Source organism: Wolbachia endosymbiont (group B) of Ischnura elegans (assembly GCF_947251585.1).
GTDB lineage: Bacteria > Pseudomonadota > Alphaproteobacteria > Rickettsiales > Anaplasmataceae > Wolbachia.
Genome location: NZ_OX366371.1, coordinates 1,229,606 through 1,256,575 on the forward strand (window position 1 = coordinate 1,229,606; position 26,970 = coordinate 1,256,575).

Consider the following 26,970-nt stretch of genomic DNA (forward strand, 5'->3'; position numbering starts at 1 on the left):
TGACAATAGCTGTGTTATACTTACACTTCTGATTCGAAAACTTATGCAGTTATTTCTAACAAGATTGGTCAATAAATTTTACTGTTTAAGGATGAGAAACAAAGTAATCATCGTTTCTGGTATTGCTCTTATTCTACTGTTTTTTATCAACAGTACATTTTTAAAAAAAGATCAGGCGGTTCATAGTGATAATCCAATTAGTAGTTTTTCAGTAAAAACTCAGGATTATACTCCACAAAATCGCACTGTATATTTAAATTTTTCTGGTACGGTAAATCCCTTGCATAGGGTCAGCCTTGTCTCAAGAACAAGTGGTCAAGTTATTGCTATTTATTTGTCTGATGGTGAAAAAGTAAAAAGAGGCGATGTAATTTTAAAGATAGAAGATTATGACAGAGTTGCACAGGTTGAGAAAGCCAAAGCTTTATTAAATCAGCGTGAAATTGAGTATGATTCCTCTCGAAAATTGAATAAAAAAGGCTATGGAGCACAGATAAGAGTGGAATCAGCTTTTACTGCATTGCAGAGTGCAAAAGCTGACCTAAAAAGGCTAGAATTGGATTTAGAAAACACTGCGATTAAATCTCCTATTGATGGTTATATAGATAAGATCAACGTAAATGAAGGGGATTTTGTTAATCTTGGACATAAGATAACTGACATAGTTAATTTTGATCAGGTTCTTGTAGTGTTGTATGTTTCAGAAAATGAAGTAAATAAAATAAAACTGGGTAGTGCAGCGCAAATTAATTTGCTAGACGGAAGGGAATTAGTAGGTGAAGTGAGTTTTATTAGTAAAATTGCTGAGCCTAAAACTGGATCTTATAGAGTGGAGGTCAAGGTAACTGATAATGAAATTATATCCTTGCAAGGACTGACTGCTAGTGTAAGCCTACCTTCAGGTGAAAAATTTGCATATAAAATTCCTTCTTCAGCCTTGAGCTTAAGTGACGATGGTGTTCTTGGAATAAAGATTGTTGATGACAATAATTATGTAGTATTTACACCAATAGAAATTGTTGATCATGAAAACGATGGTGTTTGGGTGGTGGTAAATAACGAAGATAAGCCTATAAAGTTAATAACATTGGGCCATCTATTTGTTAAGCCTGGTGATAAGGTTTAAGACATAACTTCAGTGTCAGTTATAGCCCTTCCCATAATAGTCCAAAAAGGTCATAAGAAAGAAGAATCGACAGCATGACGAAAAGATTTGAATAAAGGAATGTTTTTCCTGGTTCTGTTTTTTATAGCAAACCAATAATGTTCAATTTTGTTAAAATCTGGAGAATATGGAGGAAGATATAAAATTTCTGCACCAACTCCTTTAGCAAATCTTATTAGACTTATGAAAAGTAGCATTATCAAGGATAACAGTTTGTCCAGGTTCCAAAATCGGTGTCAGAAACTGCTCAAACCATTTATTAAAGATATCCATATTGCAGTGGCCTTCAAAGGTTAACGGAGCAATTATTTTTCTTCCACTTAAGGCTGCAACTACCCCTACAACAACATTGCAAGCATTGATTTTTTTCCATATGAAAAGAGTCTGGAAGCTCTTTTACTCTAAACACGATGTTTACATCCTCAAAATTAATCTCAATTCGCTTAACTAACGTTCTAATAATATCACGTTTAGTTAGCCAGTCTGCATTATTAAGACTTGAGTTAATACTAGAGGAAAACCCCTCTAAATTTGTTACTACTAGAGTTAACTCTTGTGTGAGTTTTTTCTGATCAAATATCTTTTTCTTTTGTTCTTCAACCATTTTTAAGTTTTGTTTCATTGCTTTAATTCTTGGCTCAAATTCTTCTTGATCAATATATTCTTGAGCATAACTATCAATTAACCTTGCAATACCTCGTTTTAATTTATCTTCTTGTGTTTCAAGCAAAGCGCTTTTTTGATCTAGTGGTGATTTTTTAAGTTCTGAAAGTCTACGTTTATACTCCTCTAATATTCTATTCGGATTTTTTAATAGATGTTTCACCTCTTCCCACACAGCCATGTCTAATGTATCTGTACGAATTAATTTGTTGTTACACATTTTATTACCGCCAAAACGGTATGAATCCGTGCCAACACAACGATAATATACCTGATTATTAGTTTTTTTCCCCTCCTTATTCCTTGCAGTGCTAGTACCATAATATGCATAATTGCAAAGCTTACATACTACTAAACCTTGCAATAAATGTCTTGCTCCTCTTTGTCTTGTTCTTGCTATTTTTCTATTCTCAGCTAATTGTTCTTGAACGATTTCAAATAAATCTTCGCTTACTATACTAGGTACTTTAATATAAATCCAATCCTCTTTTGGAACAGGATAAGTAGAATAATTATCTTTTGGATGCTCGCAGGAGTTTTTTTTCGGTCTTATATGTTTTAGTTTTACGCCAAACCTTGTTTTACCAAAAGCTGCTTGTCCTTTATAAGCAGAGTTTTTTAACATACTCAAAACTACAGCCCTATCCCAATACTCTTTTCCAGTTCTCGTCATAATGGACATAGCACTTAGCCTACGACATACTTCTCCTATACTGGCTCTTTCTCTTCCTACCCAAGAGAATACTTTACGAACAACTTCAGCTTCTTCTTCATAAATCTCAAATAAGGCCTGTCCTGTTTCTGTATTTTTGTTTATATAACGATAGCCATAAGGAGCAGCACTCATTACACTTATACAACCCTTATTTGCTGCATAAATCTTTCCTCGACGACTTCGTTCCATGATTTTTGCACGTTCGTATTCTGCTATCATACCTTGCATTTGTAATAGTAATTGAGATTCTGGATGGCTTTGTTGCATAGCACTGATAGGCATGTAAATCACAATGAACTTACGCAGCTAATTTAAATTTAGCCATACCAATATCAGTAAATTTGTTCAGTAAGTAGCACTTAATTAACAGCTCTTTTTCACGATTTACCTCTGATTTATTTTTCAAGCCAAACCCAAATATTTGCTTCAACCTATAGAAAAAGACTTCAATATAAGACCGTGCTCCATACTTAACTTTTTTCTTCCATTCATTAATACCATCTTCATAATTCTCATATGACCTAATTCTACTAATATACTTGTTTCTTTCTGATAAGTAGTCAGCTAAACAAATTTTAGTATCCTTCCTAGGGCGAATAATAGGCACAATATTGTATTTTCTGCATTCTTTATACACACTTTTTATATCATAAGCCGCATCTGCTCGAATAGAACAAATGTTATATTTATCACTGACTTCTTCTAACATATCGCAGACCGGCAAATAGTCTACAGCAACACCACTAGTGTAGTTCATGCTTATTGCTTTCTTATCATTTATGTTTAAAATAACATGTAATTTTCTTACTTGACCATAACCACTGTATTTTCTTTTTCGAATATTAAGCTTACTATGCCCACCGTTATTATTGTAGATACTAACTCTAGTGCTATCTACGGCAATTTCAACATTTTCCAGATCATCTTTATTGCTTCTATGGTCATCAATCTTCAAATTAAGCTTTTTAAATCTTCTGGAAGCTTGTGTATAGCTGATAATCTTAAGTTTTTTGCCTATTTGTACCATATAACCTTTTACAAAACCTACAGCTTGTCTCAAGCCAATTCTAAAAAGATGAACTATTATGTGTATTAAAATTACAACTTTATCACTATAAGTGTTATTGCCACCTGCAACTTTTGGACTATTTTCATACCAATTTTCTATGGCTTGATTAACAAAATGAAAAACATTTCCTCTTTTTTTTAGAAACTCATTATATTCTCTTTGGTTACTTACTCTCATTTTTTGTGGCATAAGTTATACTTGTTTGAAAAATGCCTATTTTACAACAAAATGCGTTAGTAACCATAAGCTTTTCTCCTTACAATAACCTCAACCAACACTAGCTATGCAACAAAGCCATTCTGGATTATCGCTAATTTGATAATTTAAAAAAATGACTTCCACTCCTAATTTCTTAAACTCTTCAAGTAATATCATCTGATATGCATACTTACGAGATAAACGATCAGGAGAATGAATATAAACCTTATCAATGTTACCTTCTGCTATTTTATCACGTAATTTTTCCAAACCAGGACGGATTATGTTAGAACCACTATAACCATTATCAATAAATTTATATTCATTTAATAATTTATGTCCATCCATACTAATTTGATTCTCTATAGCAGCAATTTGGCTTGCTATTGTATCTTCTTGTGCTTGCCTCCCTGAAGAAACTCTTGCATATAAACTAACTGTTACCATTTTACCGTCCTCAAATCTACTTTCTTATATTCAGAGTTTTCTTCCTTTTTGCTCGCTTTTATTGGTTTACTTAACACTAATTTTTCATATGCATCTAATAGATACAACTCTGCTAATCGATTTACTTCATAACTACAACTAATCCGCACTATTAATTTCTTGTTGCCCATGAGCTCTACCATATATTATCCATCGAGACATATGGTTATTTGATCATTAGCTCTATAAATAAATTCAACTCTCCGTTCTTTTTGTAGAAGCTTTCGAGAAATAGTCTTCTCAAGTTTCAGGTTTATTGCAATATTGTTGGCGGAGTCCCCATGCTAATTCGTTGAGTTTTCTTCCCAGATTTTAGGGCATAAAACCGCTGTCCTTTCTGGCAATACCCATAGGTTCAGTGTTATCAATGCCAGACTCATCTATATACACTAATTCTTTAGGTTCTTTTGTTGCTATAACCTTTGAAAATTGAGCTCGCTTTTCTTCATTTCTTTCTTTATATCCGTAGGTCTTTTTTTTCTTGTGAATCCTATATTTTTAAGTGCTCGATGAATTGTTTGTCTACTAATATTGCCCCAGCATCTCTGACTGAGTTTTGCCACCTTGCTCATTTGCAAATTCGGCAAATGCATTCCAGTCGGTAATTTTATGCCACGCTTCCAGGCTTTTTTGACTGAAAATCTCCCATTTTCTCACGTCTTTTCTTCCACTCATATAAAGTTGTTTTTCCGATCTTAAATCTCTTGGCAACAGTTTCTCCACTCTCTCCTTCATCCAATGCTTCCACCTTTTTTCTTAAGTCATAACTATATGCTATTGGCATCCTTACCTTCCACTACTATCAATCCATCTTACTCTTTTTGGACTATTATGAGAAGGGCTATACTTAAAACCTTTGCTTCAAGTTCGGTTGTTTGCCTTTTTCTGACTACTTGTGGCTCGAAACTTCCTTCTCTATCTCTTGGTGTCAATAGTTCAAATACTTGTCCGTAAAGTCTTTGAATTTCTTCGGTTGTTTTCTTCGCTTTCAGCCGACAAATGGTTTTCTATCTCGCCTTCCCTCTAGCAGTTTTTTTATAAATGGTGTTAATGCTCCATCTCTTCCTGTCAATGGTCTTCCTTCTCGTATAGATGAGAAGATATTTGTTTCTAATTCTTTATAGTCTACCAAACCGGTAGTTGTGTTTGCTTGACTCATTGTCAAACCTCCATTTTTTTATCAATTTATTACTTTACTTCTCGGTTTGACACAGTTTATTTAACACTCCCCTTTTTGTTTAGTAATGGTTAATGCTTCCTTCTATAATGCAAAATCCATACTCACCCAACCCAATCAATTACTTGCAATCTGGATTCCAGTTTTAAGCTACTCGTATGACAGAGAAAGGGCTACTTGCATGAAATGAAAAGGAGCACCGAGCAGATCACTTCTTCACAAAGATCTTATCAGCAACACGCATATCAATTATGCTCCAATTGCTAAAAGTAAAGTCGGTTGTATTTTGCAAGTGGCTTAAATAATCCCATGCGCTATAAGGATTATCTTCAGGCAATTTTACTGTGGCACTGTTATCGAGTATGATATTCCATCTTCTATTGCCTACATAAACACAAGAAGAAATATGATCACTTAATTGAGTTTTCCTCTCTAGTATATCTTTAATGAATTTTAGGCTTGATAACGAATTTTGTCCTTTGATTATAACGAGGTTATCTATCTGGTAATCATCTACGATTACTTTACCTTCAGAGTCAATTACTGAAGTTCTGTTATCATCTTTCCAAAGAGCAAAAGGTTTGTGTTCATTTACATCAATGCGTAAGGTGTTGGGTAAAATCCTATAAATTCTTACATGTTTTATCCATTCGCTTACAGATTGTATATTATCTGTTAGTTTTGAGAGTGATACATACATGATAGGTTGTGTTCTATCTACTAAACTTAGAATATCCTGTTCATTTGTAAATTTGTTTCCAGTAACGGTTACTTTGTCGATTGAAAATCCATTGCTAATTAATAAGCTCGATAAGCGATCGTTACACCAAGTAAAGTAGTAATTGAATCGATTTGTTATTTTATCAAGTGAACTATAAAGTACTAGTGTAAGGAAAAGTGCAGTTATAATCATGAAAGCACACTTGCGCAAAAAACTCCTTTGGCTTCTAGTAACATTGTTCAACATCGGCTTGATCTCTAATATTCTTGTGGTGTAAACTGTCTTTGACAATAATTTTAATTAATTCATTAAAATCAATTCCTTTTGTCAATTTTGCAATTTCTGGTACTAACGATAATTCAGTAAAGCCAGGATGTGTATTAATCTCAAGCATTTTTAAAGTGTTATTTTGGGGATTATAACGGAAGTCTGAGCGGGAAACAGTTTTGCATCCTAAAAATTGATGAACTTTTAGTGCGTGTTCCAAGGTCATTCTATATATGTTGTCAGGAATTTTAGCAGGAAATATATGTTCTGCAAATCCATCTGTATACTTTGCTTCATAATCATAGAATTTATTTTTTGGTCGTATTTCCATAGTGCCAATTGCTTCATTCAGCAACACAGCAGTATGTAACTCTATACCCGGTATGTATTCTTCTATGATCATCTTTTCCATTATAGTAGAACTGTTATTTTTCAGCTCTAAGTAATCCTCATGTGAGAAAATCATGTGTACTCCAATGCTTGAGCCTTCGTTAATCGGTTTTAAGACGTACGGATAATCAACTTTAATATTATTTTTTAGCACATCTTCTCGACTAATTACATAACCTCTTGGAGTGTCGATATTAAGAGAATGGAATATATGCTTTGACATCACTTTATTCATAGCAACAGCCGAAGCCATAACTTCTGAGTGTGTATATTTTATACCTAAAATCTCCAGTAAACCTTGAATACAGCCATCTTCACCATAAGGTCCATGTAGAGCAATAAAAGCAAGAGCGGGATTAGTTTTTTTAAGCTTTTGAGCAATATTGCTATCAACATCTATTTCTATTGCATTATATGAAAGGCTATCAAGCGCCTTCTTTACTGCTTTTCCGCTCATAAGCGATATTTCTCTTTCGCAAGAAAATCCACCACTTAAAATTGCTATAGTTGGAACCATAAGCACCCTAATATTTTGCTATATATCATATATAAAAGATACTTTTATCTTCAATAGAAAAAACGCTTTGAAAAATTCCACAGCTGTACAGATATTGCAATTTGCAGGTGGCAAGTAGTTTTATGTAAACTGGTTCCTTTGTGATTAGACACCAGATTGCAAGTAATACATTTGGTTTTGCATTATAGAATAGGGTTATTGCAAAACATATTTCCTTCAAACGTAAATGGTGTCCCTATATCCTATTGTAACGATAGTTACTTCATGTTTTTGGTGTCTGTATAATACATATCGCCAACTCTTAGTCTTCTAAACCCTTTAAAGCTATGGTGCAAGATTCACTGAATCAACTGTAAGACGTTCCTGTATTGCTTTATTTACTTTTGATTCCATATTAAATATAATATTAATTAAGGAGAATATTATGTCAGAAAAAGATAATAATAAATGTTCATTAAGTGAAGTTTGTATTAAATCAATCACTGTACCGTTATGGAGAGCGCATTATAACTCAAAGGAGACAATTGAAACAATTAAAGAAGATTTCAAGAATCTAAGCAATAATATTCATTTAACCAATACCAAGTTATGGGGAGAGTATGGTAATTTAAAGAAGACAATTGAAACAATTCAAAAAGATTTCGAGAATCTGAACAATGAACTTAAACCAGACAATATTGATAGTAATATATCATCTGCTGATATATTTTCTGATGAAACGCACATTTACGATTCAATGTCTATTTAACCAAAAAGATGTGAGGCTTCTTTTGTACTCTCTATTTATTCTGAACTTTTCAATAAAGTAATAAACGTATCTGAAAAGTAATTATGCTAATATAAATATTAGAATTTTATTAACACATAAATGCTACCGTGGAGTTGGTTTTTTAATTTAGGAGTATATTATGGTTATGTCTACACAAAACTCGAATTCATTAACGTTTCAGGCACGCAACCTATCTCATATTTGCCATAAAAACTGTGAAGAGGCGTTCAATGAAACAGACAAACCTCTGTGCAAGGCTAGATGTGATGCTTTCTTTTCAGTGCCTGAACTTCGTTCACAAATTAGTGAGAAATTAATAGACATTGCAAACAATCTCCGTTTGAGAGTGCACAATTATCGTCTATGGCAGATGAAATAGATGCTTACAATTCAATGTCTATTTAATCAAAAAAGTGTGAGTCCACTTTCGTACTCTATTACCCTAAATTTTCGTCAAAATAAGCTGTTTTATCCTTTTTTTCTTTATACTCTTCTGCTGTATCTAGGGGTTGCTTTTTAGCTGTGACATTTGGCCACTTTTGCGAATATTCTACATTTATGTTGTAAAATGATTTAAAGATTTTTTGTTCATTGTTCAGTAAGCCTTCATCTAGCTCTAGAATATCTTTTATGGAATCATCAGTTACAATTGCATCTACTGGACATTCAGGTATACACACTCCACAATCAATACACTCATCTGGGTTAATCACGAGCATATTTTTACCTTCATAAAAGCAGTCAACGGGACATACTTCTACACAGTCCGTATATTTACATTTTATGCATTTATCTGTAACAAAATGCGTCATAAAATCTGTATATTTGCATTATCTTGGGTACACTAAACTGATAAGAAATTCAAGCCTTTTATGAAGATAAATAAATTAAATAACGAAGAATTAGAAATATGGCTAAGCTTGGCTAGAACTGTGGGACCAGTAAAGTTTTTTAGTATACTAAGAGCATGTGGCTCACTAGATGAAGTGCTTAAGTATCTTAATGAATTGGCTAACAAGGATTATGGAATTAAAAATGTACAAGAAGAAATTAAGAATGCAGAAAAAATTGGAGCCAAAATAATACCAGCATGTGATCCAGATTACCCTGACATTTTAAGGAATATACCGAGTTGTCCTCCTGTAATAACTACACTTGGTGATATATCATTGTTAAGCCGTGAGATAATTGCAATAATCGGTGGACGTAATTCTTCAATCAATGGAAGAAATTTTGCCAATAAGTTGGCACTTGATTTAAGCGAAGTTGGTTTCATCGTAATTTCTGGACTTGCAAGAGGGATCGATACTGCAGCAAACAGTGTAATATACAAAAATCACCCAACCATTGCTGTCACAGCAAGCGGAATTGACGTAGTATACCCAAGAGAAAATTTTGATCTATACAAAAGAATCACTGAAAATGGCGGGTTAGTAATTACCGAGCTTCCATTTGCTACTAAACCAAAGCCTCAGTATTTTCCCCAAAGAAACCGAATTATATCTGGCCTTTCACTCGGTGTTGTGGTAATTGAAGCATCAAAAAAGTCTGGTTCTCTCATCACAGCAGATTTTGCTTTGAATCAAGGAAGAGAGGTGTTTGCAGTTTCTGGTTTCCCTTTAGATTCACGCTGTAGTGGTAGTAATTATTTAATTAAGAACGGCGCTAAACTTGTTGAATCCGCTGATGATATAGTAGAGAGCGTGAGATTTAGTTTACCTCTTCAGCAAAAAAATCTATTTGATACCGTTGCTGACCAAAAACAAGAAAAATTACAACAGGCAAAATCTGTTATAGTTGATCATATTAACTCTGTACCTGTTGATATAGATGAACTTATATTAGCAAGCGGACTTTCTACCAACATAGCTCTAATGGCTCTTTTGGAACTAGAGACGGAAAATAAAATAGAGCGTTTGCCGGGGAATAAAATATCATTAATTTTCTAGATTGCTTTAGTTATAAATCCACAACCGTACAAACATTATGATTTGAGTCCACCAAGAAAGATGTCATTCCAGCGTGTGACGCTGGCTTTCCGTAATCTCACTAAAAACGTTGTATTTTTACATAACTTTTATACTTGCTAACTTAATATATAATCAGAATTCCTAGATTCCAGACTCATGCATCAATAGACCTGCTGCAAAAGGTAATGATAAAATGATGGAAGAGGAATAAGCAGATAGAGTAAGGTAAAAAAATGAGCTTTAGTTACTACAATATAAAGAAACACCCAAGAAATTTTCGTAATATAACAGGCTTAACTGTAGAAGAATTTGGAAAGGTGATAGAAAAAGTGGGGAACGTTCAAAAAAGTGTGTCAAGCCGAAAAGAAAAGTAATAAATTGATATAAAAAATGGAGGTTTGAAATGAGTCAAGCAAATAGAACTACCGGATTAGTAGACTATAAAGAACTAGAATCAAATATTTTATCATCTATAGCTAACCCAAGAAAGGTTTAGCTATATGGCAAAATTGGTTAGAATGGTATAATAAGTAATGAGAAAGAAGAAGATGCCAAGTCCATATAGTGAGGATCTGAAAGAACGTGTTCTCAAAGGAGTCGATAAAAAAACAATGACGATAAAAAAATCAGTCAAATATTCAAAGTGAGCATAAAACCAATATATTTGTGGAGGAAAAGGAAAAAAGAAACAGAAACCATCTTCAGGCTATCACAAAGGATATGGCCATAAGATTAAAGATATGGATAGATTTATCAAATTTCTGGATGGAAATCAGGATATTAGAATTGAAAAGATAATTGAAGAATTTGGTAATATGTGTAGAAGCACAGTATATAACTACCTTAGCAAAGTAAACTATACATATAAAAAAAACTTTTCTTTATCGAGAAAGAGATAAAGAGAAACGCAAAGAGTTCATAAAAAAAGTAGAAGAAATAAATAAAGGAAACTTGATATACATAGATGAGTCTGGAAGGCTTTGTTGCATAGCTAGTGTTGGTTGAGGTTATTGTAAGGAGAAAAGCTTATGGTTACTAACGCATTTTGTTGTAAAATAGGCATTTTTCAAACAAGTATAACTTATGCCACAAAAAATGAGAGTAAGTAACCAAAGAGAATATAATGAGTTTCTAAAAAAAAGAGGAAATGTTTTTCATTTTGTTAATCAAGCCATAGAAAATTGGTATGAAAATAGTCCAAAAGTTGCAGGTGGCAATAACACTTATAGTGATAAAGTTGTAATTTTAATACACATAATAGTTCATCTTTTTAGAATTGGCTTGAGACAAGCTGTAGGTTTTGTAAAAGGTTATATGGTACAAATAGGCAAAAAACTTAAGATTATCAGCTATACACAAGCTTCCAGAAGATTTAAAAAGCTTAATTTGAAGATTGATGACCATAGAAGCAATAAAGATGATCTGGAAAATGTTGAAATTGCCGTAGATAGCACTAGAGTTAGTATCTACAATAATAACGGTGGGCATAGTAAGCTTAATATTCGAAAAAGAAAATACAGTGGTTATGGTCAAGTAAGAAAATTACATGTTATTTTAAACATAAATGATAAGAAAGCAATAAGCATGAACTACACTAGTGGTGTTGCTGTAGACTATTTGCCGGTCTGCGATATGTTAGAAGAAGTCAGTGATAAATATAACATTTGTTCTATTCGAGCAGATGCGGCTTATGATATAAAAAGTGTGTATAAAGAATGCAGAAAATACAATATTGTGCCTATTATTCGCCCTAGGAAGGATACTAAAATTTGTTTAGCTGACTACTTATCAGAAAGAAACAAGTATATTAGTAGAATTAGGTCATATGAGAATTATGAAGATGGTATTAATGAATGGAAGAAAAAAGTTAAGTATGGAGCACGGTCTTATATTGAAGTCTTTTTCTATAGGTTGAAGCAAATATTTGGGTTTGGCTTGAAAAATAAATCAGAGGTAAATCGTGAAAAAGAGCTGTTAATTAAGTGCTACTTACTGAACAAATTTACTGATATTGGTATGGCTAAATTTAAATTAGCTGCGTAAGTTCATTGTGATTTACATGCCTATCAGTGCTATGCAACAAAGCCATTCTGGAATAGAGGACAATGAATTTTATGAATATGGGTGGTCTCAAAGAGGCAAGAGGTTATTTGCCCAGGGTTTAAAAGAAAGAGGGTAAGCATAATTGGAGCACTGAATGAAGGAAAAGTTAAAGCATCATGGATAATTGATGGCTACTGCAACAGGGAGATTTTGTAACCGTTCACGGATTGTGAGAATGAATTAAAGAACTAAGCAGTGACAGCTACTAGATTCTGTAGCTTTTGAAAGGGGTTCTGGCCATTTAGACGTGATGTCAAAAATATCGACAACATTCTTTCCACGAATCTTTCTCCACGTTCTGACCAGGTGAAAAAGCTGTTTTTACGATAAATTACGTACCGTCTAATTTGCCGTTCTGCAAGGTTATTAGTTGTTTCTATCACTTCAGGTTTTCTTAAAAACTTCCACATCATATCCTCAGATCGTAACATCTTAGCGGCCATTCTTGAAGCTTGAGTGCTATTTGCAACCCTCGTCATTTTACGTAAAAAATGTTTTACCCTTTTCCGAATTTTTCGCACCAGTCGATAAAATCTCAAATTATCTATCAAATTTTGTTTTTTTGCCTTATCTACTACAAACACCTTATTGCTGAGCGATTTTAGTGCTTGGCCAATTTTGCTCACTTCAACATTTTTACTATGGGCAAATCTCTCAAAATCTCTTGCCAGATGTGCCCAACATATCTGTCTATTTTCACGATTGAAGTAGTTGTATACAGCGTATCTATCGCTCACAACTATACCATCATATTCTGGCAGTAAACTCTTCAACACCTTCTTACCACGAGACTCGCTTACCTTCAGAAGTGTCAACGCTTTGTTTGTTATTACCCAACTCCAGCCTCTCTTTCCTTGATTTCTGTGCCCTGTTTCGTCTATATGCAAATACTCGCTTCCTTGCAACTCTTCCTTCATTTTCTCATATTCAGATGCACACTTCTTCGATACCCTGCGTTCAGTATTTGAGACTAAACCAAGGCTTATATTTAGATTAAAAATACTGCCCAAAATTTGCTGTACCTCTCTTTTTGAGTTAATAAAAAAGCCGCTAAGGCTGCTTATAACTGTTTTAGCATTGGGTCCTAGAAAATCTCTTGCAACACCTTCGGGTAAATTTGCTGTAATTCTTTTATTACATACTCTTATATGTTAAAAACAAGTCTTTATAAATGTCACGAAATGGCGGTATAAAGACACGCAGAGAGGAGGAACCGTACATACTCTTGGTCATAAGGACCGTTTTGCAGCAAGGTTCTCCTCTCTGGTTTATTATACTGAAAGTTCCGAACAACTGGTTGAGCTTTTAGGCTCGTATATAAGGGTGGAAAATGCAGTATACACATTATTTATGGAGGGATTATGAATTTATCAAATATTATTACTGGCATTGATATTAGCAAAAATAAACTAGATATCCATATTCATCCACTTGGACATCATAAAGTATTTGAAAATAACGTTCAAGCTATTGATCAAATAATCGACTTTTTGCGTTTACATAACGTAACCAAAGTTCGACTTGAAGCAACTGGTGGGTACGAAAAATTATGTGCTTATACTTTATTAAGCCATGGTTTTGAAGTATATGTCATTCAACCAAGATGGGTGAGAGATTATGCAAAAAGCCTTGGTATTGCTACTAAAACTGATAAAATAGACTGTAGCATCATCTCACGTTATGTTAGTAATACAGACATGCGTGTCACTCCTTTAAAAGTTAGTAGTATTGACTGTTTGAAGCAAAAATTATCTCGCAGGAATCAACTAGTAGAAATAGCAAAAATACAAAAAACCCAAGCTCATCAAGTAACCGATTTATCTATAATCAAACAAATGGAAGAGCTACTTGCAGTTTTACAAAATCAAATTCAAGTCTTAGAAGATGAGGTAATGGAATTAGTCGATAAAAATCAAGAGCTTAAAAAAAAGTACATGTCAATAACTAGTATACCTGGTGTAGGTGCAATAACAGCTATTACTTTTATTTGTTATCTACCCGAGCTTGGAACTCTCCAACATAAAGAAATATCCAGCCTTTCCGGAGTTGCACCTTTTAATCGAGATAGTGGTTTTAGTAAGGGAAAAAGGTGTATTCAGGGTGGTAGATCACAAATTAGAAAGGTTTTACATATGTGCATTCTTAGTGCGCAAAGGTACAATTCTTATATAAAAATCTTCTTTGATAGGCTATACAATCAATATAAAAAACCATATAAAGTTACCTCTACTGCTGCAATGAGAAAATTACTTATCCTTGCTAACTCTTTAGTAAGAGACGGTAGACTGTTTACTGAGGAGTATAGCCCTAAAACTGCTTCTATATAGCAATAGCATAGCTGTGAATAAGTACGCCCACACAAATTTTAAGTACTTATTCACAGCTACATCAATTTTTCTATTGACTTTTAACACAACTGCTACAATGTCCTCTTTGCAACCTGTACTCAGTTACAATTGGCTTAATTTCTGGCAACTCTGCCTTCTGATGAATAATTTCATCTTCTAAAGTAATCTTACCTCCACACATACAAATTGTATCAATTGTGCATCTCACTACCTCGTCTGCAGCCATTAATTCACGCTTATGCACCTTATGTCCTGGCTGACCTCCTGGTTTTTTATCACTTTTCTTTTTTGCTTTCTTACGATATATATCTCGTGATGGTGGCAGCGATGAGAATTTTGCGAATTTAAGCCCAATTTGTCTTCTAATTCAACTATTTTTGCTTTCAAGCTATCATTTTCTCTGATCAGTGCTTTTATTTCTTCCTTGAGATTAGCGTTTTCTGCTACAACCTTTTCTTGCAGCACTGTTGTCATTTACCCATTCCATATTTAGCTTCCTATCTCTTTACACTTTTATACTTACTTTGTAAACCACCTTATCTCCGTGAACGGTTACATTGATTTTGTTTTTTAGTGCTCGGGCAAATCTTACTTCGGTTAGCTATAGCAGCTATAATGTGCTTGCAACAACTAATTCACTACGGCAACTGCACCGTGACAGTGTTTGTATTTTTTTCCAGAGTTACAAGGGCACTTGTCATTTCTTGAAACTTTTGGAAGTCTGCTATTTTTAGTAGAGCGTGACCTATTGCCTATTTCTTGATTGTCTAGCAACTTAAAGTGCGCTAGGCGGTGAATGGTAAGCTCCCCCCACTTTTCAAGCATCGACTCAAACATTAAGAAAGCTTCGCGTTTAAATTCATTCAGTGGGTCTTTTTGCCCCATGGCACGCAAATTTATGCTTTGTCTTAGGCTCTCTAAGACCGAAAGGTGCTCCCTCCATAAATGATCAAGTGTCATGATCATCACTTGTTTCACTATCGTATTCCACAAATCTGTAGTTTGTTGACTATTGAAATATTTTTCTTTCTCAGTAAAAAATTCTTGTATCTTGTCATTTATATAATCCAAGGCTTCTTGTTTATTCAAAAACTCTTCTAGATTAAGCGTTATCCCGTATCTTATGTGGAATTCTTTTGCAATATCTTCAACATAATCTTCGTAATAACCACTTTGTACTATACCTTCTATTATATCCTCATTTACTTCACTATATACTTCAACTAAACCATTGATTTCATTGTTTAAAATATGATTTCTCTGCTTAAAAATAACTTTACGTTGATTGTTGATTACATCATCAAACTTTAGCAAAGACTTCCGCACATCATAATTTCTAACTTCAACTTTCTTCTGTGCTTTTTCAAGTGCTTTATTAATCCATGGATGATGAATAGCCTCGTTGTTCTTTAGTCCCACTTTTTGCAAAAAATTCCTCATTCTATCAGAACCAAATATCCTCATTAAATCATCTTCAAGTGATAGAAAGAACTTAGAAAGTCCAGGGTCACCTTGGCGGCCAGAACGTCCACGTAATTGATCATCTATTCTCCTGCTTTCATGCCTTTCGGTTCCAATAACACATAAGCCACCAGCTTTTATAGCAATTTCCTTATCTTTTTTTACTCTTTTGACTATTTCTTGATATTTTTTTTCTCTTTCATCAGCATTTTTTATTTTCTCGAGCTCTATTTTTGCAATCATTTCAACATTTCCACCAAGCTGAATATCAGTTCCACGTCCTGCCATGTTTGTTGCTATAGTAATGCTGCCTGGTATTCCAGCTTGCGCTATTATATACGCTTCTTGTTCATGATAACGAGCATTCAATACTGAATGCTTAAGAGAATGGCTTTTCAAAAGATCGGAAAGTTTTTCAGAATTTTCAATACTCACAGTGCCAACAAGCACTGGTTGAAGGCGTTTGTGACATTCCGCTATAAACTTCAATACAGCACTAAATTTTTCTTTTTCTGTGCCATAAATTTCATCATCAACATCTATTCTTTTAACAGGCACATTAGTTGGAATTTTTACTACATTTAATCTATATATATCACGAAATTCTTCTGCCTCTGTTGCTGCTGTTCCTGTCATACCAGAAAGTTTGTTGTACATACGAAAGTAGTTCTGAAATGTGACTGATGCTAAAGTTTGACTTTCATGCTGAATTTCAAGATTCTCCTTTGCCTCCAGTGCCTGGTGAAGACCATCAGAATATCTCCTACCTTCCATCATGCGCCCAGTAAACTCATCAATAATTACCACCTTACCGTTTTTCACTATATAATCTTTATCAGCAGTAAACAGCTTATGTGCACGAAGTGCTTGATCTATATAATGAGTCAGTATAATATTGCTAGTATCATAGAGCGAGGAATTTTCAGGAATGAGGTTATACGATTTTAGTAATTCCTCCACTCGTGAAATGCCATTTTCAGTGAGGAACACTGCTCTACTCTTTTCATCGACTTCATAGTCAGAATCAACTAATTTGATTACTATTTTATTGATATGCTTATATATCTGATTATTTTCCTCAAGTGGGCCAGAAATAATGAGCGGAGTACGCGCTTCATCAATCAGTATGGAGTCTACTTCGTCTACTATTGCATAATTGAAGCCTCTCTGAACCATATCTTCTTGAGAAAATTTCATATTATCTCGTAGATAATCAAAGGCAAGTTCATTATTTGTTGAGTATACGATATCTGCGCTATAAGCCTTTTTTCTCTCGTCGTCTGTCAAATTATTTGTAATAAATGCAACAGAAACTCCAAGAGAATTATATAATTTACTCATCCACTCTGTATCTCGTTTTGCAAGATAGTCGTTAACAGTTACGACGTGCACACCTTTTCCTTCTAAAGAATTTAGATATGCGGCTAAAGTTGCGACGAGTGTCTTTCCTTCTCCTGTTTTCATTTCTGATATCATGCCATTATGGAGAACCATGCCACCAATTAGCTGAACGTCGAAATGCCTCATGTTAAGGAATCTTCGTGATGCTTCTCGTACAACCGCAAATGCAGGTACGAGAAGGTCATTTAGTGTTTTTCCATTTTTCAGTTCTTGTTTTAATTCCGCAGTTTTACTAGCAAGATCCTCATCAGATAAGCTCTGCATTTCTTGCTCTAGCGCATTAATCTGCTGAGCAATTTTTCTGAAGGATTTTATTATCTTCTTGTTCGTTGATCCAAATATCCTTTTTATAAAAAAAAGTGACAACGTAAAGATGAAGAATATAAGAATAGTTGTTAAAACTAACGTAGAGTCTGGCATAAACTTAGGTAAAGTTTTATTTAATATGAGATTATATTACTAAACGTAACCTGCGGCAATTAGATTCAGAAAATCTTTATTTACAAACTAAGGAAAAGATTCTTGCAGATGAAATGTAAAAGAGTCTATTTATTTTATTAAATATTATAATTAATAATTAAACTTTCTTAATAAATTATTAAAATAGTGTTAAGCTACATGTATAAAACGGTTAGTGGAGTTACAATGTTAAGCAATATTATAAAAGTAAAATTAGAGGAAAATAGTTGTCCTTTTGAAGAATTAGAAGAATTTTTTGCTTCATTAAAATTTGGTACAAAAGGGTTTAAAGATTCTTCAATAAAATTAGTTTGCCAAGTATTGGAAGATTTCACCTTAATTCTACCAAGAGAGGCAGTACCTAATTCTTTCACTTTGAAGCTTTTATCTTTGCTTAGTAAGGGAAATGAGCTAGCTTTACCTATTATATTAAAACACCTTTCTTGCAGAACTGTATTTAAAGATTTTGGTCAAAAACTACAGGATAAAATGGATCAAGATATAAAAGGACAAAACGATTCTAAAATTTCTCAGGAGATTGAGTTATGCAAAAAAGACATTTTAAATCTTCTCAATGGTGGTAAATCAGTATTAGACGTTCAATTGAAGCAGCGGTATAAAAAATACTATTCGTTAATAGATAATGAGATTGAAGAGTTAAAGACTCAAATTTTAAAAGAACTAGAAGATTATATTAGCAATACTAACGTTAATAAAATGTATCGAAGCCTTAATAATAAAAAGAAAAACGAAGAATCATTAAAAGAAGTAGCGTTAGGATCTTGTTCATTGGGTGGAATTTTCGTGTTAATATTTTTTTCACTTGGTTTTTTTATTTTTTTGGCAACAACCATTGACCCACCTGCTCATATGAGTATGTATAAAGTAAAGGTTTTTAGGTGTATAGGAGCTTCACCTTTAGTTTTTGTAGCATTAGCACTAACAGTAGCAGGTGTAGCTTACTTAACAAGTTGTTATCTAAATCATAGTTTTACAAAAGAAATACAAGACTATATAGAGCAACCAATAAAATGTATGGATAAGGCAACTAATAATAAAGAATTAGACAATTTTCCTTCTGACAATTATGAAAAAGTACAACCTTCAGCACCGCTTGAGGAACTACTACCTTCATACGAAGAATCGTGTTACAGTAGTTTAGGTTATATTCAACCATCTAATCCAATACAGCAAAATAAGTTGTTGTAGTGAAGGTATAAAGAGAATAAGCAAAATTATATTTGTAATTTTGATTCCTTTATCATGACTTAGAACATGCAGCAACATGACGATTTTTCTATACTTTATCAAGTATATTAATGGGTAAATGAATTTTAATACAATCTTATTATACTTATAAATACGTTATATGTGAGAAGATATGGAAGATTTTATAACTGAAAGAAGGAAAGATGATGCTGTGATATCTGTTTGTCAGGATAATGAGAAAAAGAACGTATTAATCTTGGGACTCAATCAAGCTGCAAGGAATTTATTAAAATGTGAGGGAGAGAATTTACTTAATAAGCCGTTAATCAATATTTTAAGTAAAAGAGCAGCTGAAGATATGAAAAGCTATTTGGAGTATACTGAAGATGGGCGCGATTTGCCCGATATATTGCCAAAAGTGATAGGCTTTTCTTTAATCGACGCTAAAGGAGAAGATATAAAAACAAAGGTAAAAGTTTTTCGCACAACTCAATTTACTAATAGCAAGATTAATTATGAGCTATTGATACGTGACATTAGCCTGTTTCATAAGCTAGCAATGTTTAGGGATAAATATCTGATGGGTAAGAAATATAAAAAACACAACTTGTTTGATATACCAGACAATGATTCAACGATTTTGGAGTTATATGTCATATTGAATTTTGCCTTTGAATATCAAATTAATGCAGTTATAGGAATAATAGGCTTCAATAATAAATTTAATGAGATAAACGATGCATTGAGTATGATCACAGAGCATTTTTATAAAAATTGCCGTAGTGATGATTTTCTAGGATTTATTGATGAGAATAAGGTGCTTTTTATTTTGATTAACTGTGATGCAAAGAACACATCTAAAATAATTAGTCGTATATATTCTACCATTAATAAGCAGTTACTAAAGCGAAAGTTACCAAGTATATCAATTATTTATGGAAATATAATTCAAAAACATAGTGTGAAGAATGCTTAAACGCTTTTGTCATTAATTGGTTTGTAGTATCTAAGTTCTACACAATATAAGAATTGTTTTTTATTTCTATTAAGCTTATATTAAAAATTTAAGCTTAACTATGAGGTTACTGATCAAACTATTTTCATTATTATTCGTGGTAGGGAGTGTCAATGCTAGGGTAATTCTAGATAAGGAGATATTTTATGCAGAACTAGATGGAAAAATAGATTTAAGATTTGGCTACGCTTTCAACAGAGATTCTTTTAGCTCTACAAAAGACAAGACCTCAAGCTATTCAGACCTGCGCTTGCTTTATTTACAGCAAGTTTATCCAAATACTAAAATGGGTTTTGATGTTAAGGCAGGAGTTTCTGGTATTGCAAACTTAAAGGCACTAGACATAGAAAAGTTAGAAATGGAGAAGTGGTATTTTATCATAAAGAATCAGGAGTTTGGATCATTTGAATATGGTAAAGGAAGTTTAGTTAGTCAGAGTATGTTAATTAACACTTCAAAAATTTATACAGCTGCTGGGGGAATAAATGGTCATTGGACAAACTATGCAAATCTGCGCGGTAATGGAAAAAAAGATGATGACCCTGGGTATGATAAGGACAAGGTATTTTGGGTAAAACCCAATGTTTACAGCGACTATAATGGACTAGAGCTGAAGTTAAAACAACCAATGATAAACTATATTTCTCCTGAAATTCATAACTTTCAACTTGGATTCAGTTATGTTCCAGGTAAAAATAATTTACAATATAATAATTTAATAGCCGCTGGTCTTTCCTATAAAAATGCCCTATCAGATGAAATAAATTTTACTACTGCTTTGACTGGTGAATTTGCAAGGGAAAATTTAACTGATTGTACAAACAAAAATTCTAGCGATCTTCAGTGTCATAATCAATTACTACACTGGAATTTTGGTGTGAAACTAAAGCTTTTTGAACTTGATTGCATTTTGTCGTACGGGAATGGTGGTAAATCTGGTGATAAGCGTAGTCATGAAACAAATAATATGCATTATGTAAATGCAGGTATTGCTTATCATTCTGATTCTCGTAAAGTGAGCTTAACATATTTTAATAGTGTTAGGGATATTGCAGACAAAGGTACAAACGAATTAACATCACAGGCTTTCAGTCTTGAATATCCATTAGCTGTTGGTACTTCATATTACTTTGATATTGTAAGATTTAGTACTAAGGAGCTTGCAGTGGAAGATAATAACTCCGGATATGTGCTTTTGGCCGGATTGAAGCTAAGTTTTTAGTGAAGTAACTGGTATGTAAGTATTGTAATAATGAGAGTAAAATTGAGTTGTTAATATATGTGCTATTTGATATTATAAAAATAACTATTACATAAGATTTTCAATAAAAAGACATTCTGTTACTAATCCAAGTGTAGAAGAAAACGGTTATTAATTAGCAAACCAAGCCCTTCAGTAAGCGCATCTCTTCAGGTGCTCTTTTTTTCTTTTTTATATATAAAAAAATTAGATAGTATTGTGAGTGCGGTTTTTTCTGTGTTCTGATGCTTTTCAATTCTATAGCTTTTGTATTGAATTTCCTTTTTTTACTACTATTTCTCTATATTGTTGTAAGAAAGAACAGAAAATTTAGTGAGAATCTTGAGAAGAATTTACTTAAAGTAGAACATGAACTTCAAGAGGCAAAACAGTCTTTAGTAGATAAAAATAAGGAAATAGTTGATTTGAAAGTGAGGAACGCAGAACTTGAAGTAATTCTTCAAAAAGAGCGTGAAGAAAAGAAAAAGGAAATAGAATTACTAACAAAAGCAGAGGAGAGGCTTACGAACACTTTTAAAGCACTTTCTCTTGATGCTCTTCAGGTAAACAATAATAATTTTCTGAACTTAGCAAAAGAAGTGATCGATAATAAGCTAAAAGAAACAGAAAGTGACTTCAAAAAAAGGCAAGCAACGATCAACGAAGTTATCACTCCAATAAAAGAAAAATTAGAAAAATTCGACAGTGAAATACGTGAGCTAGAGAAGGAGAGGGTAGGGGCCTATGAAGGTTTAAGGGAGCAAATTGGAGCATTAATGAGTCAAACCTCTAACCTTGCTAACGCCCTGAGGAAACCTCACATTAGGGGTAAGTGGGGTGAAATGCAGCTCAAAAGAGTGGTAGAAATGGCGGGAATGGTTGAATATTGCGATTTTTTTACTCAAGCTTCAGTGGTTGATAAAAATGAGGATAATTTGTTACGTCCTGATTTAATAATAAAAATGCCATCAGGAAAGCAAATAATAATAGATGCTAAAGTGCCACTTGATTCTTATATGGATGCTATGTCACAAAATGATTTGCAGATACAAAGGGAAAAGTTGAAGAATCATTCTCTGGCGATAAAAAAACATATAAACGATCTAGGCAGAAAGGAATATTGGAACCAATTTGAAAATACGCCAGAGTTTGTGGTGCTTTTTTTAACAGGAGAAGGGGTTTTCAGCGCAGCACTAGAATGTGAACCAGCTTTGATAGAAATTGGAATAGAAAAAAAAGTAATTATTGCAACACCAATCACTTTAATCGCGCTACTTAGGGCAGTAGCCTATGGATGGAAGCAAGAGATGATAGCTGAAAATGCAAAGAAAATAAGTGAACTAGGCCATATTTTATATGAGCGAATCTGCACAATGGGCGAAAATTTTGATAATTTACGCAGAAGCTTAAAAAGTGCTGTTGATCATTACAATAAAACTGCTGGTTCGCTTGAGGCAAGAGTGTTTCCTGCTGCCCGAGAATTCAATAAGCTTGGTATACATGCAAAAAATAAAGAACTCACTGCTGCAAAAGAGTTGGAATCTTTACCACGCAGTTTACATGCTGAGAGGTTGAAAGTAGATTAGTATTTCAGGTCTCCTTAACTTACATTTGCTGATTAAAACAACTTTCTAAAAATTTTTTTTATATAGCTCAATTTCTGCACATCATTTGCTGCATAAACAGGTATAGTTTGTTGCTCAGTACCAGGTATTTCTACAAAAATTTTGCCCACTTCTTGACCTTTTTTAATTGGTGCGGGTACCATATCTTTATACTCAATACGCACTTTAATTTTATCATGTAATCTGCGGTTATAAGTTATGGTAACATCGTTTGCAACTGTAACGGGCACTTTTTTATCTTTTCCATAAACAATATTTATTTCTTCAACTACGCTATCCTTAGCAAATATTTTCTTGGTATTAAAATGATTTAAGGAATATTGTATTAGTCTTTTTGCTTCCTCTATTCGCTCTTTCTCGGTGTCCAAACCATTCACGACAGCAAAAATTCTTCTATCGTTCCGTTTTGCAGATGCTATAATGCCATAACCACCAGCACTTGTATGACCTGTCTTTAGACCATCAACTCCAATATCATGGAAAAGTAAAAGATTTTTATTTTTTTGTACAATATCGTTATATGTCAAATATTGTTCAGAGAATAGATCATAGTATTCAGGAAAATCAGTAAAAATCCTTTTTGCCAGTGTTACCAAGTCTTTTGCGCTCATAAAATGGTTTTCATCTGGCCACCCGCTTGAGTTAACAAAATGACTATCATTAAGATTTAAATCTTGTGCAACTTCATTCATTTCAGCAACAAAATTCTCCTCTGATCCTGCAATACCCTCGGCTAGCGCTATGCATGCATCATTACCTGAGGCAATTGTAACTCCTTCAAGTAGTTCTTTTACCGTAACAAATTGACCTTCTTTCAAAAACATAGAAGAGCCTTTCCTTTCCCATGCTTTTCTACTTACTCGAAATTTATCTTCCATTTTTATTATTCCAGCTTTTAGATAATCAAAAGCTACATATAAAGTCATCAATTTGCTCATTGAAGATGGGGCCATTTTTTCCCTGGAATTGTGTTCAAAAATGAACGAGTCTGAAGCTAAATCTAAGACAATTGCTTGCTTTGCTTTGGTTCTAAACTGATATGAGTATGAGTAAAAAGGAAATATAAAAATTAATAGCAAAGTTACTAATTTGCTTAACATATTTATAATTTTAAATTTATAGTGTACTAATTAATAGTATGATTTTGCACGAGCATTTCAATAGATCTCTCGCATAAAACTTCCTTGACAAACTGCGCCAGCCCCCTTATTATGACAATAAGAGTATTTATCCTTGTTTTCGATCCGCGCGGGTTCAACAACAAAAATTCAGTAAAAAACTAAGATATTTATTGGCAAATTACATAGAAATTATAGCGGCTGCATGTCTTTTTTATTTTTTCTACATTCAGCCAAAACGCGCTTATTTTAAGCGTTAGCACATTATTACAGCGCCAATTTACATTATTATAGGGTCAAAACTCGTTACACGGGGATTTTTTTGCCTTTTTTTTCGCTTGGTAAATTTCTTAACATTTACAGCTAAAGCTTCAGGCCAGCACTTGATGCTGGAAATTTTTTGAGCACAAAAGTTATGCTAGGTTTTTGTTGGTAAGAAAGGCTGGATCCCAGTGTCAAGCACTGGGATGACATAGAAGGAGCACTGGGATGATATATAGAAGGGACACTGGGATGAGGCTACTTGAATGACAAGAAGGAGGGAGCAGGGGATGACAAGAGAGGGGCCATCAACTATGTTTTTTAAAATTTTTTGAATTTAGTCTCATTTGTTGATAATTTTGTATTTTTATTCAATTGAAAAATGTATTTTGGCAACAAAAACCCTAGTTTATACAGAAAGAAATTTATATCAAACAGCAAGCACTGCTTAGATTTTATGGTTAACGAATATGTGCTTTAAATGTGTGTAGACGCACATATTCGTTAACCTATTTTCTATACAGATTTTTTATTTCATATTAATTGCTTCTTTAAGTCTTGCATTGGCAATTACTATGATTTTTCGCATTAGAGCTGTTATAGCTACCATCTTCTTTTTACCTCTACCAATAAGATCAGAATAAAAAGCACCAAGTGCAGATTTAGATCTTGCAGCAGCCATAGCAGCTGTGAAAAGCTTTGCACGAACATTGCTCCTACCACCTGTTATCCTTCGGTAACCAATAGTTTTACCGCTTTCTTTTGGATGTGGAGCAACTCCAGCAAGACTTGCAACTTCTTTTTTGTTTAGGTGGCCAAGTTCTGGCATTAGACACACAAAAACTTGTGATAACTTGAGACCTATTCCTGGCACTGTTCTCAAGATCTTTTGACGCTTTTGAAACTCTGGATTTTTATCAATAATTCTTTGTATGGCATCGTTGAACTCATTTATCTGACTGGTAAAAAAGTCTATTGTTTTTTGGCAACTTTCCTTTATATAGTCGTTTTCAGGTGCTGCAAGCCTACATTTCTCTTGAGTTCTCATTTGTGTAATGTCATCACGACGTTGACAGAGTGCAACTAAGGCGGTTTGTTCTTTTGACATAGGCACAAATAGAGATAGAGCACTATAGCGTTCAAAACCATATTGAGCAAGGGCTCTTGCATCTGATTGATCTGTCTTTGCTAAAGTTCCATGTGATATGATAAAACTTTTTACTTTACGAGTATTAGCTCGATGTACAGCAACATTCTTATCAACAAGAAAATGTGCTAAGCCAAGCTCATATTTTCCAGTGTTTTCTAAAGTTACTAGAGAATTAGGTAGGATATCTGAAAATTTTTGAAACAACTGTTGCCAACCAGTAGCATCATTGTCAAACTTGATAGCGCTCCTTTGGTTATAAGCTGCAGCAACATTTTTAAATTTTCCGATATCAATGCCAATGAAATTTTGATAAGATGTAATCATAATAAATAACCTCGATAGTTTAATTAATTTAAGATTGTAAACGGGTGCATACATATGTCCCATGCAACTATTCAAACGTATCGAGAGATGGGGCTAGTTTACCTTGATGGCTACGGTTGTAATACCAACTTTCATTCGGTCGCACACGCCCGTGATAGCCCTATTCCTATAGTGAGTAGGGTTATCTTTCCCTCTTATCTCTTTTATATCACATTTTTAACTTACAACTTTCATTTGCTGTCTTCAAAAATTTACAATTATGCTTCATGTGTTTTATTAAATATTTTACTTAAAAATTCAATTTCTTATTATAAGAGATAAGCAATTCATGAATAATGAAAGATTACAAAAAAGGTCATAGAAAGCGCCTAAGAGAGAGAATTATTTCAGATAACGGACAATCATTACTTGATTATGAGATTTTAGAACACATTTTATATTCAGCATATAGTAGAATTGATGTAAAGCCAGTAGCAAAGAGTTTGATAGAAAATTTTGGTAGTTTAAATAAGGTTTTTAATGCCGATTTAGAAGCACTGCAGAATATCGAAGGAGTTAGTAATGCAGCTATATCTGCTATCTTTTGTGTTAAACAGGCTTTTGTTCGTTCTGCACGAGAAGAAGTAAAGGACCTACCTATAATCAATAATTGGGAAAAATTGCTTGATTATTTAAAAGCAAGTATAGGAAGCCTTAATAAAGAAAATTTTCGCGTTATCTATATGAATAAAAGATATCGTCTAATAGCAGAAGATCTACAAAACTTTGGTACAATAGATCAAACTCCTCTTTATGTTAGAGAGATCATAAAACGCGCTCTTTTGATTGGCTCAACATCGATTGTAATATCCCACAATCACCCAAGTGGAGATATACAGCCTTCAAGTAGCGATATGTTTCTCACCAGACAGCTTGCAGAAGCTTGCAAAAGCATAGGAATAGAATTAATAGATCATATTATTATCACATTTAGTAGCTATTTTAGTTTCAAGGAAAATAGGCTTTTATTAGAGTAGATCTAAAATTGCTTTTGCCATTTTTCTTATTATGGAAGTATAGCTCTTCTTATAATAGTCCGAACGGAGGTAAAAACGTCTTTATAGCTATTATAATCCAAGAGGCCAGCAGTATGTTATTATGACCTGTTCG

At 33.5% G+C, this 26,970-nt stretch carries 23 protein-coding genes and 3 pseudogenes; 10 read left to right on the forward strand and 16 right to left on the reverse strand.

Going from position 1 to position 26,970, the window contains the following annotated elements; translation table 11 throughout:
* Window positions 1-91: 91 nt before the first annotated feature.
* Window positions 92-1,126, forward strand: a complete 1,035-nt coding sequence (locus OPR58_RS06410; protein ID WP_264375907.1) for an efflux RND transporter periplasmic adaptor subunit — start codon at window positions 92-94, stop codon at window positions 1,124-1,126.
* 50 nt (window positions 1,127-1,176) lie between these two features.
* On the opposite strand, the pseudogene OPR58_RS06415 reads toward OPR58_RS06410, so the two are convergent.
* From OPR58_RS06415 to OPR58_RS06455, 9 genes and pseudogenes are all read right to left on the reverse strand, one after another.
* Window positions 1,177-1,507 (reverse strand): annotated as a pseudogene (locus tag OPR58_RS06415) (transposase); the annotation flags it as partial.
* Window positions 1,452-2,825 (reverse strand): recombinase family protein, encoded by a 1,374-nt coding sequence (locus OPR58_RS06420; protein ID WP_320109907.1) that lies wholly within the window; start codon window positions 2,823-2,825, stop codon window positions 1,452-1,454. The pseudogene OPR58_RS06415 and the gene OPR58_RS06420, both read right to left, overlap by 56 nt.
* A 16-nt stretch (window positions 2,826-2,841) precedes the next feature.
* Window positions 2,842-3,801 carry an IS5 family transposase gene (locus tag OPR58_RS06425; RefSeq protein ID WP_265022212.1) on the reverse strand — a complete coding sequence of 320 codons (960 nt, stop codon included), beginning with the start codon at window positions 3,799-3,801 and terminating at the stop codon, window positions 2,842-2,844.
* A 78-nt stretch (window positions 3,802-3,879) separates the two neighbouring features.
* Window positions 3,880-4,257 carry a recombinase family protein gene (locus OPR58_RS06430; RefSeq protein ID WP_265022275.1) on the reverse strand — a complete coding sequence of 126 codons (378 nt, stop codon included), beginning with the start codon at window positions 4,255-4,257 and terminating at the stop codon, window positions 3,880-3,882.
* On the reverse strand, window positions 4,251-4,439 hold the full coding sequence (locus OPR58_RS06435; RefSeq protein ID WP_038249248.1) for a hypothetical protein: 189 nt from the start codon (window positions 4,437-4,439) through the stop codon (window positions 4,251-4,253). The genes OPR58_RS06430 and OPR58_RS06435 overlap by 7 nt, the downstream gene beginning before the upstream one ends.
* Before the next feature lie 137 nt (window positions 4,440-4,576).
* Window positions 4,577-5,080: pseudogene (locus OPR58_RS06440) on the reverse strand (IS630 transposase-related protein); the annotation flags it as partial.
* A 61-nt stretch (window positions 5,081-5,141) separates the two neighbouring features.
* A pseudogene (locus tag OPR58_RS06445) lies at window positions 5,142-5,455 on the reverse strand (transposase); the annotation flags it as partial.
* A 226-nt stretch (window positions 5,456-5,681) separates the two neighbouring features.
* On the reverse strand, window positions 5,682-6,440 hold the full coding sequence (locus OPR58_RS06450; RefSeq protein ID WP_010401947.1) for a cell division protein FtsQ/DivIB: 759 nt from the start codon (window positions 6,438-6,440) through the stop codon (window positions 5,682-5,684).
* Window positions 6,421-7,374, reverse strand: a complete 954-nt coding sequence (locus OPR58_RS06455; RefSeq protein ID WP_039833309.1) for a D-alanine--D-alanine ligase — start codon at window positions 7,372-7,374, stop codon at window positions 6,421-6,423. Before OPR58_RS06455 ends, OPR58_RS06450 begins: the two co-directional genes overlap by 20 nt.
* A 418-nt stretch (window positions 7,375-7,792) precedes the next feature.
* Between OPR58_RS06455 and OPR58_RS06460 the strand changes: the two genes are divergently transcribed.
* Complete coding sequence (locus tag OPR58_RS06460) at window positions 7,793-8,116, forward strand: hypothetical protein (RefSeq protein WP_265022276.1); 324 nt, start codon at window positions 7,793-7,795, stop codon at window positions 8,114-8,116.
* A 458-nt stretch (window positions 8,117-8,574) separates the two neighbouring features.
* On the opposite strand, the gene OPR58_RS06465 is transcribed toward OPR58_RS06460, so the two are convergent.
* Window positions 8,575-8,949 carry a ferredoxin family protein gene (locus tag OPR58_RS06465; protein ID WP_010405211.1) on the reverse strand — a complete coding sequence of 125 codons (375 nt, stop codon included), beginning with the start codon at window positions 8,947-8,949 and terminating at the stop codon, window positions 8,575-8,577.
* Window positions 8,950-9,009: 60 nt separating this feature from the next.
* Here OPR58_RS06465 and dprA point away from each other — a divergent pair, with 60 nt between their 5' ends.
* Together dprA and OPR58_RS06475 are read left to right on the forward strand one after the other, a co-directional pair.
* A complete protein-coding gene (dprA, locus tag OPR58_RS06470) occupies window positions 9,010-10,086 on the forward strand; it encodes a DNA-processing protein DprA (RefSeq protein WP_010405215.1) in 1,077 nt (358 codons plus the stop codon).
* Window positions 10,087-11,190: 1,104 nt separating this feature from the next.
* Entirely contained in the window at window positions 11,191-12,150 is a 960-nt protein-coding gene (locus tag OPR58_RS06475) for an IS5 family transposase (protein ID WP_265022212.1), read from the forward strand.
* Window positions 12,151-12,398: 248 nt separating this feature from the next.
* Here OPR58_RS06475 and tnpC read toward each other — a convergent pair whose 3' ends face one another.
* Window positions 12,399-13,358 (reverse strand): IS66 family transposase, encoded by a 960-nt coding sequence (gene tnpC, locus OPR58_RS06480; protein ID WP_320109902.1) that lies wholly within the window; start codon window positions 13,356-13,358, stop codon window positions 12,399-12,401.
* 213 nt (window positions 13,359-13,571) lie between these two features.
* Between tnpC and OPR58_RS06485 the strand changes: the two genes are divergently transcribed.
* A complete protein-coding gene (locus OPR58_RS06485; protein WP_265022277.1) occupies window positions 13,572-14,537 on the forward strand; it encodes an IS110 family RNA-guided transposase in 966 nt (321 codons plus the stop codon).
* 70 nt (window positions 14,538-14,607) lie between these two features.
* Here the strand turns inward: OPR58_RS06485 and OPR58_RS11300 are convergent, their stop codons facing one another.
* From OPR58_RS11300 to secA, 3 genes are all read right to left on the reverse strand, one after another.
* Complete coding sequence (locus OPR58_RS11300; protein WP_406846499.1) at window positions 14,608-14,784, reverse strand: IS66 family transposase zinc-finger binding domain-containing protein; 177 nt, start codon at window positions 14,782-14,784, stop codon at window positions 14,608-14,610.
* Window positions 14,784-15,032: a DUF6444 domain-containing protein gene (locus OPR58_RS06495; RefSeq protein WP_265022268.1), complete on the reverse strand. Its 249-nt coding sequence runs from the start codon at window positions 15,030-15,032 to the stop codon at window positions 14,784-14,786. The genes OPR58_RS11300 and OPR58_RS06495 overlap by 1 nt, the downstream gene beginning before the upstream one ends.
* A gap of 156 nt (window positions 15,033-15,188) precedes the next feature.
* The gene (secA, locus tag OPR58_RS06500; protein WP_265022278.1) at window positions 15,189-17,840 is read right to left on the reverse strand and encodes a preprotein translocase subunit SecA; all 2,652 of its coding nucleotides are present in this window, start codon (window positions 17,838-17,840) and stop codon (window positions 15,189-15,191) included.
* A gap of 225 nt (window positions 17,841-18,065) precedes the next feature.
* Here secA and OPR58_RS06505 point away from each other — a divergent pair, with 225 nt between their 5' ends.
* The 4 genes from OPR58_RS06505 (at window position 18,066) to OPR58_RS06520 (ending at window position 22,929) form a co-directional block, all read left to right on the forward strand.
* Complete coding sequence (locus OPR58_RS06505) at window positions 18,066-19,088, forward strand: hypothetical protein (protein ID WP_265022279.1); 1,023 nt, start codon at window positions 18,066-18,068, stop codon at window positions 19,086-19,088.
* A gap of 172 nt (window positions 19,089-19,260) precedes the next feature.
* The gene (locus OPR58_RS06510; protein ID WP_264375901.1) at window positions 19,261-20,064 is read left to right on the forward strand and encodes a hypothetical protein; all 804 of its coding nucleotides are present in this window, start codon (window positions 19,261-19,263) and stop codon (window positions 20,062-20,064) included.
* Between the two features lie 100 nt (window positions 20,065-20,164).
* Window positions 20,165-21,325: a porin gene (locus OPR58_RS06515; protein ID WP_265022280.1), complete on the forward strand. Its 1,161-nt coding sequence runs from the start codon at window positions 20,165-20,167 to the stop codon at window positions 21,323-21,325.
* A gap of 263 nt (window positions 21,326-21,588) precedes the next feature.
* The gene (locus OPR58_RS06520) at window positions 21,589-22,929 is read left to right on the forward strand and encodes a DNA recombination protein RmuC (protein WP_064085792.1); all 1,341 of its coding nucleotides are present in this window, start codon (window positions 21,589-21,591) and stop codon (window positions 22,927-22,929) included.
* Between the two features lie 32 nt (window positions 22,930-22,961).
* Here the strand turns inward: OPR58_RS06520 and OPR58_RS06525 are convergent, their stop codons facing one another.
* Entirely contained in the window at window positions 22,962-24,068 is a 1,107-nt protein-coding gene (locus tag OPR58_RS06525; RefSeq protein WP_010405178.1) for a D-alanyl-D-alanine carboxypeptidase family protein, read from the reverse strand.
* A gap of 808 nt (window positions 24,069-24,876) precedes the next feature.
* Window positions 24,877-25,821 carry an IS110 family RNA-guided transposase gene (locus OPR58_RS06530; RefSeq protein WP_265022281.1) on the reverse strand — a complete coding sequence of 315 codons (945 nt, stop codon included), beginning with the start codon at window positions 25,819-25,821 and terminating at the stop codon, window positions 24,877-24,879.
* Window positions 25,822-26,156: 335 nt separating this feature from the next.
* Here OPR58_RS06530 and radC point away from each other — a divergent pair, with 335 nt between their 5' ends.
* Window positions 26,157-26,837 (forward strand): RadC family protein, encoded by a 681-nt coding sequence (gene radC / locus OPR58_RS06535; RefSeq protein WP_264375899.1) that lies wholly within the window; start codon window positions 26,157-26,159, stop codon window positions 26,835-26,837.
* The last annotated feature ends 133 nt before the right edge of the window (window positions 26,838-26,970 follow it).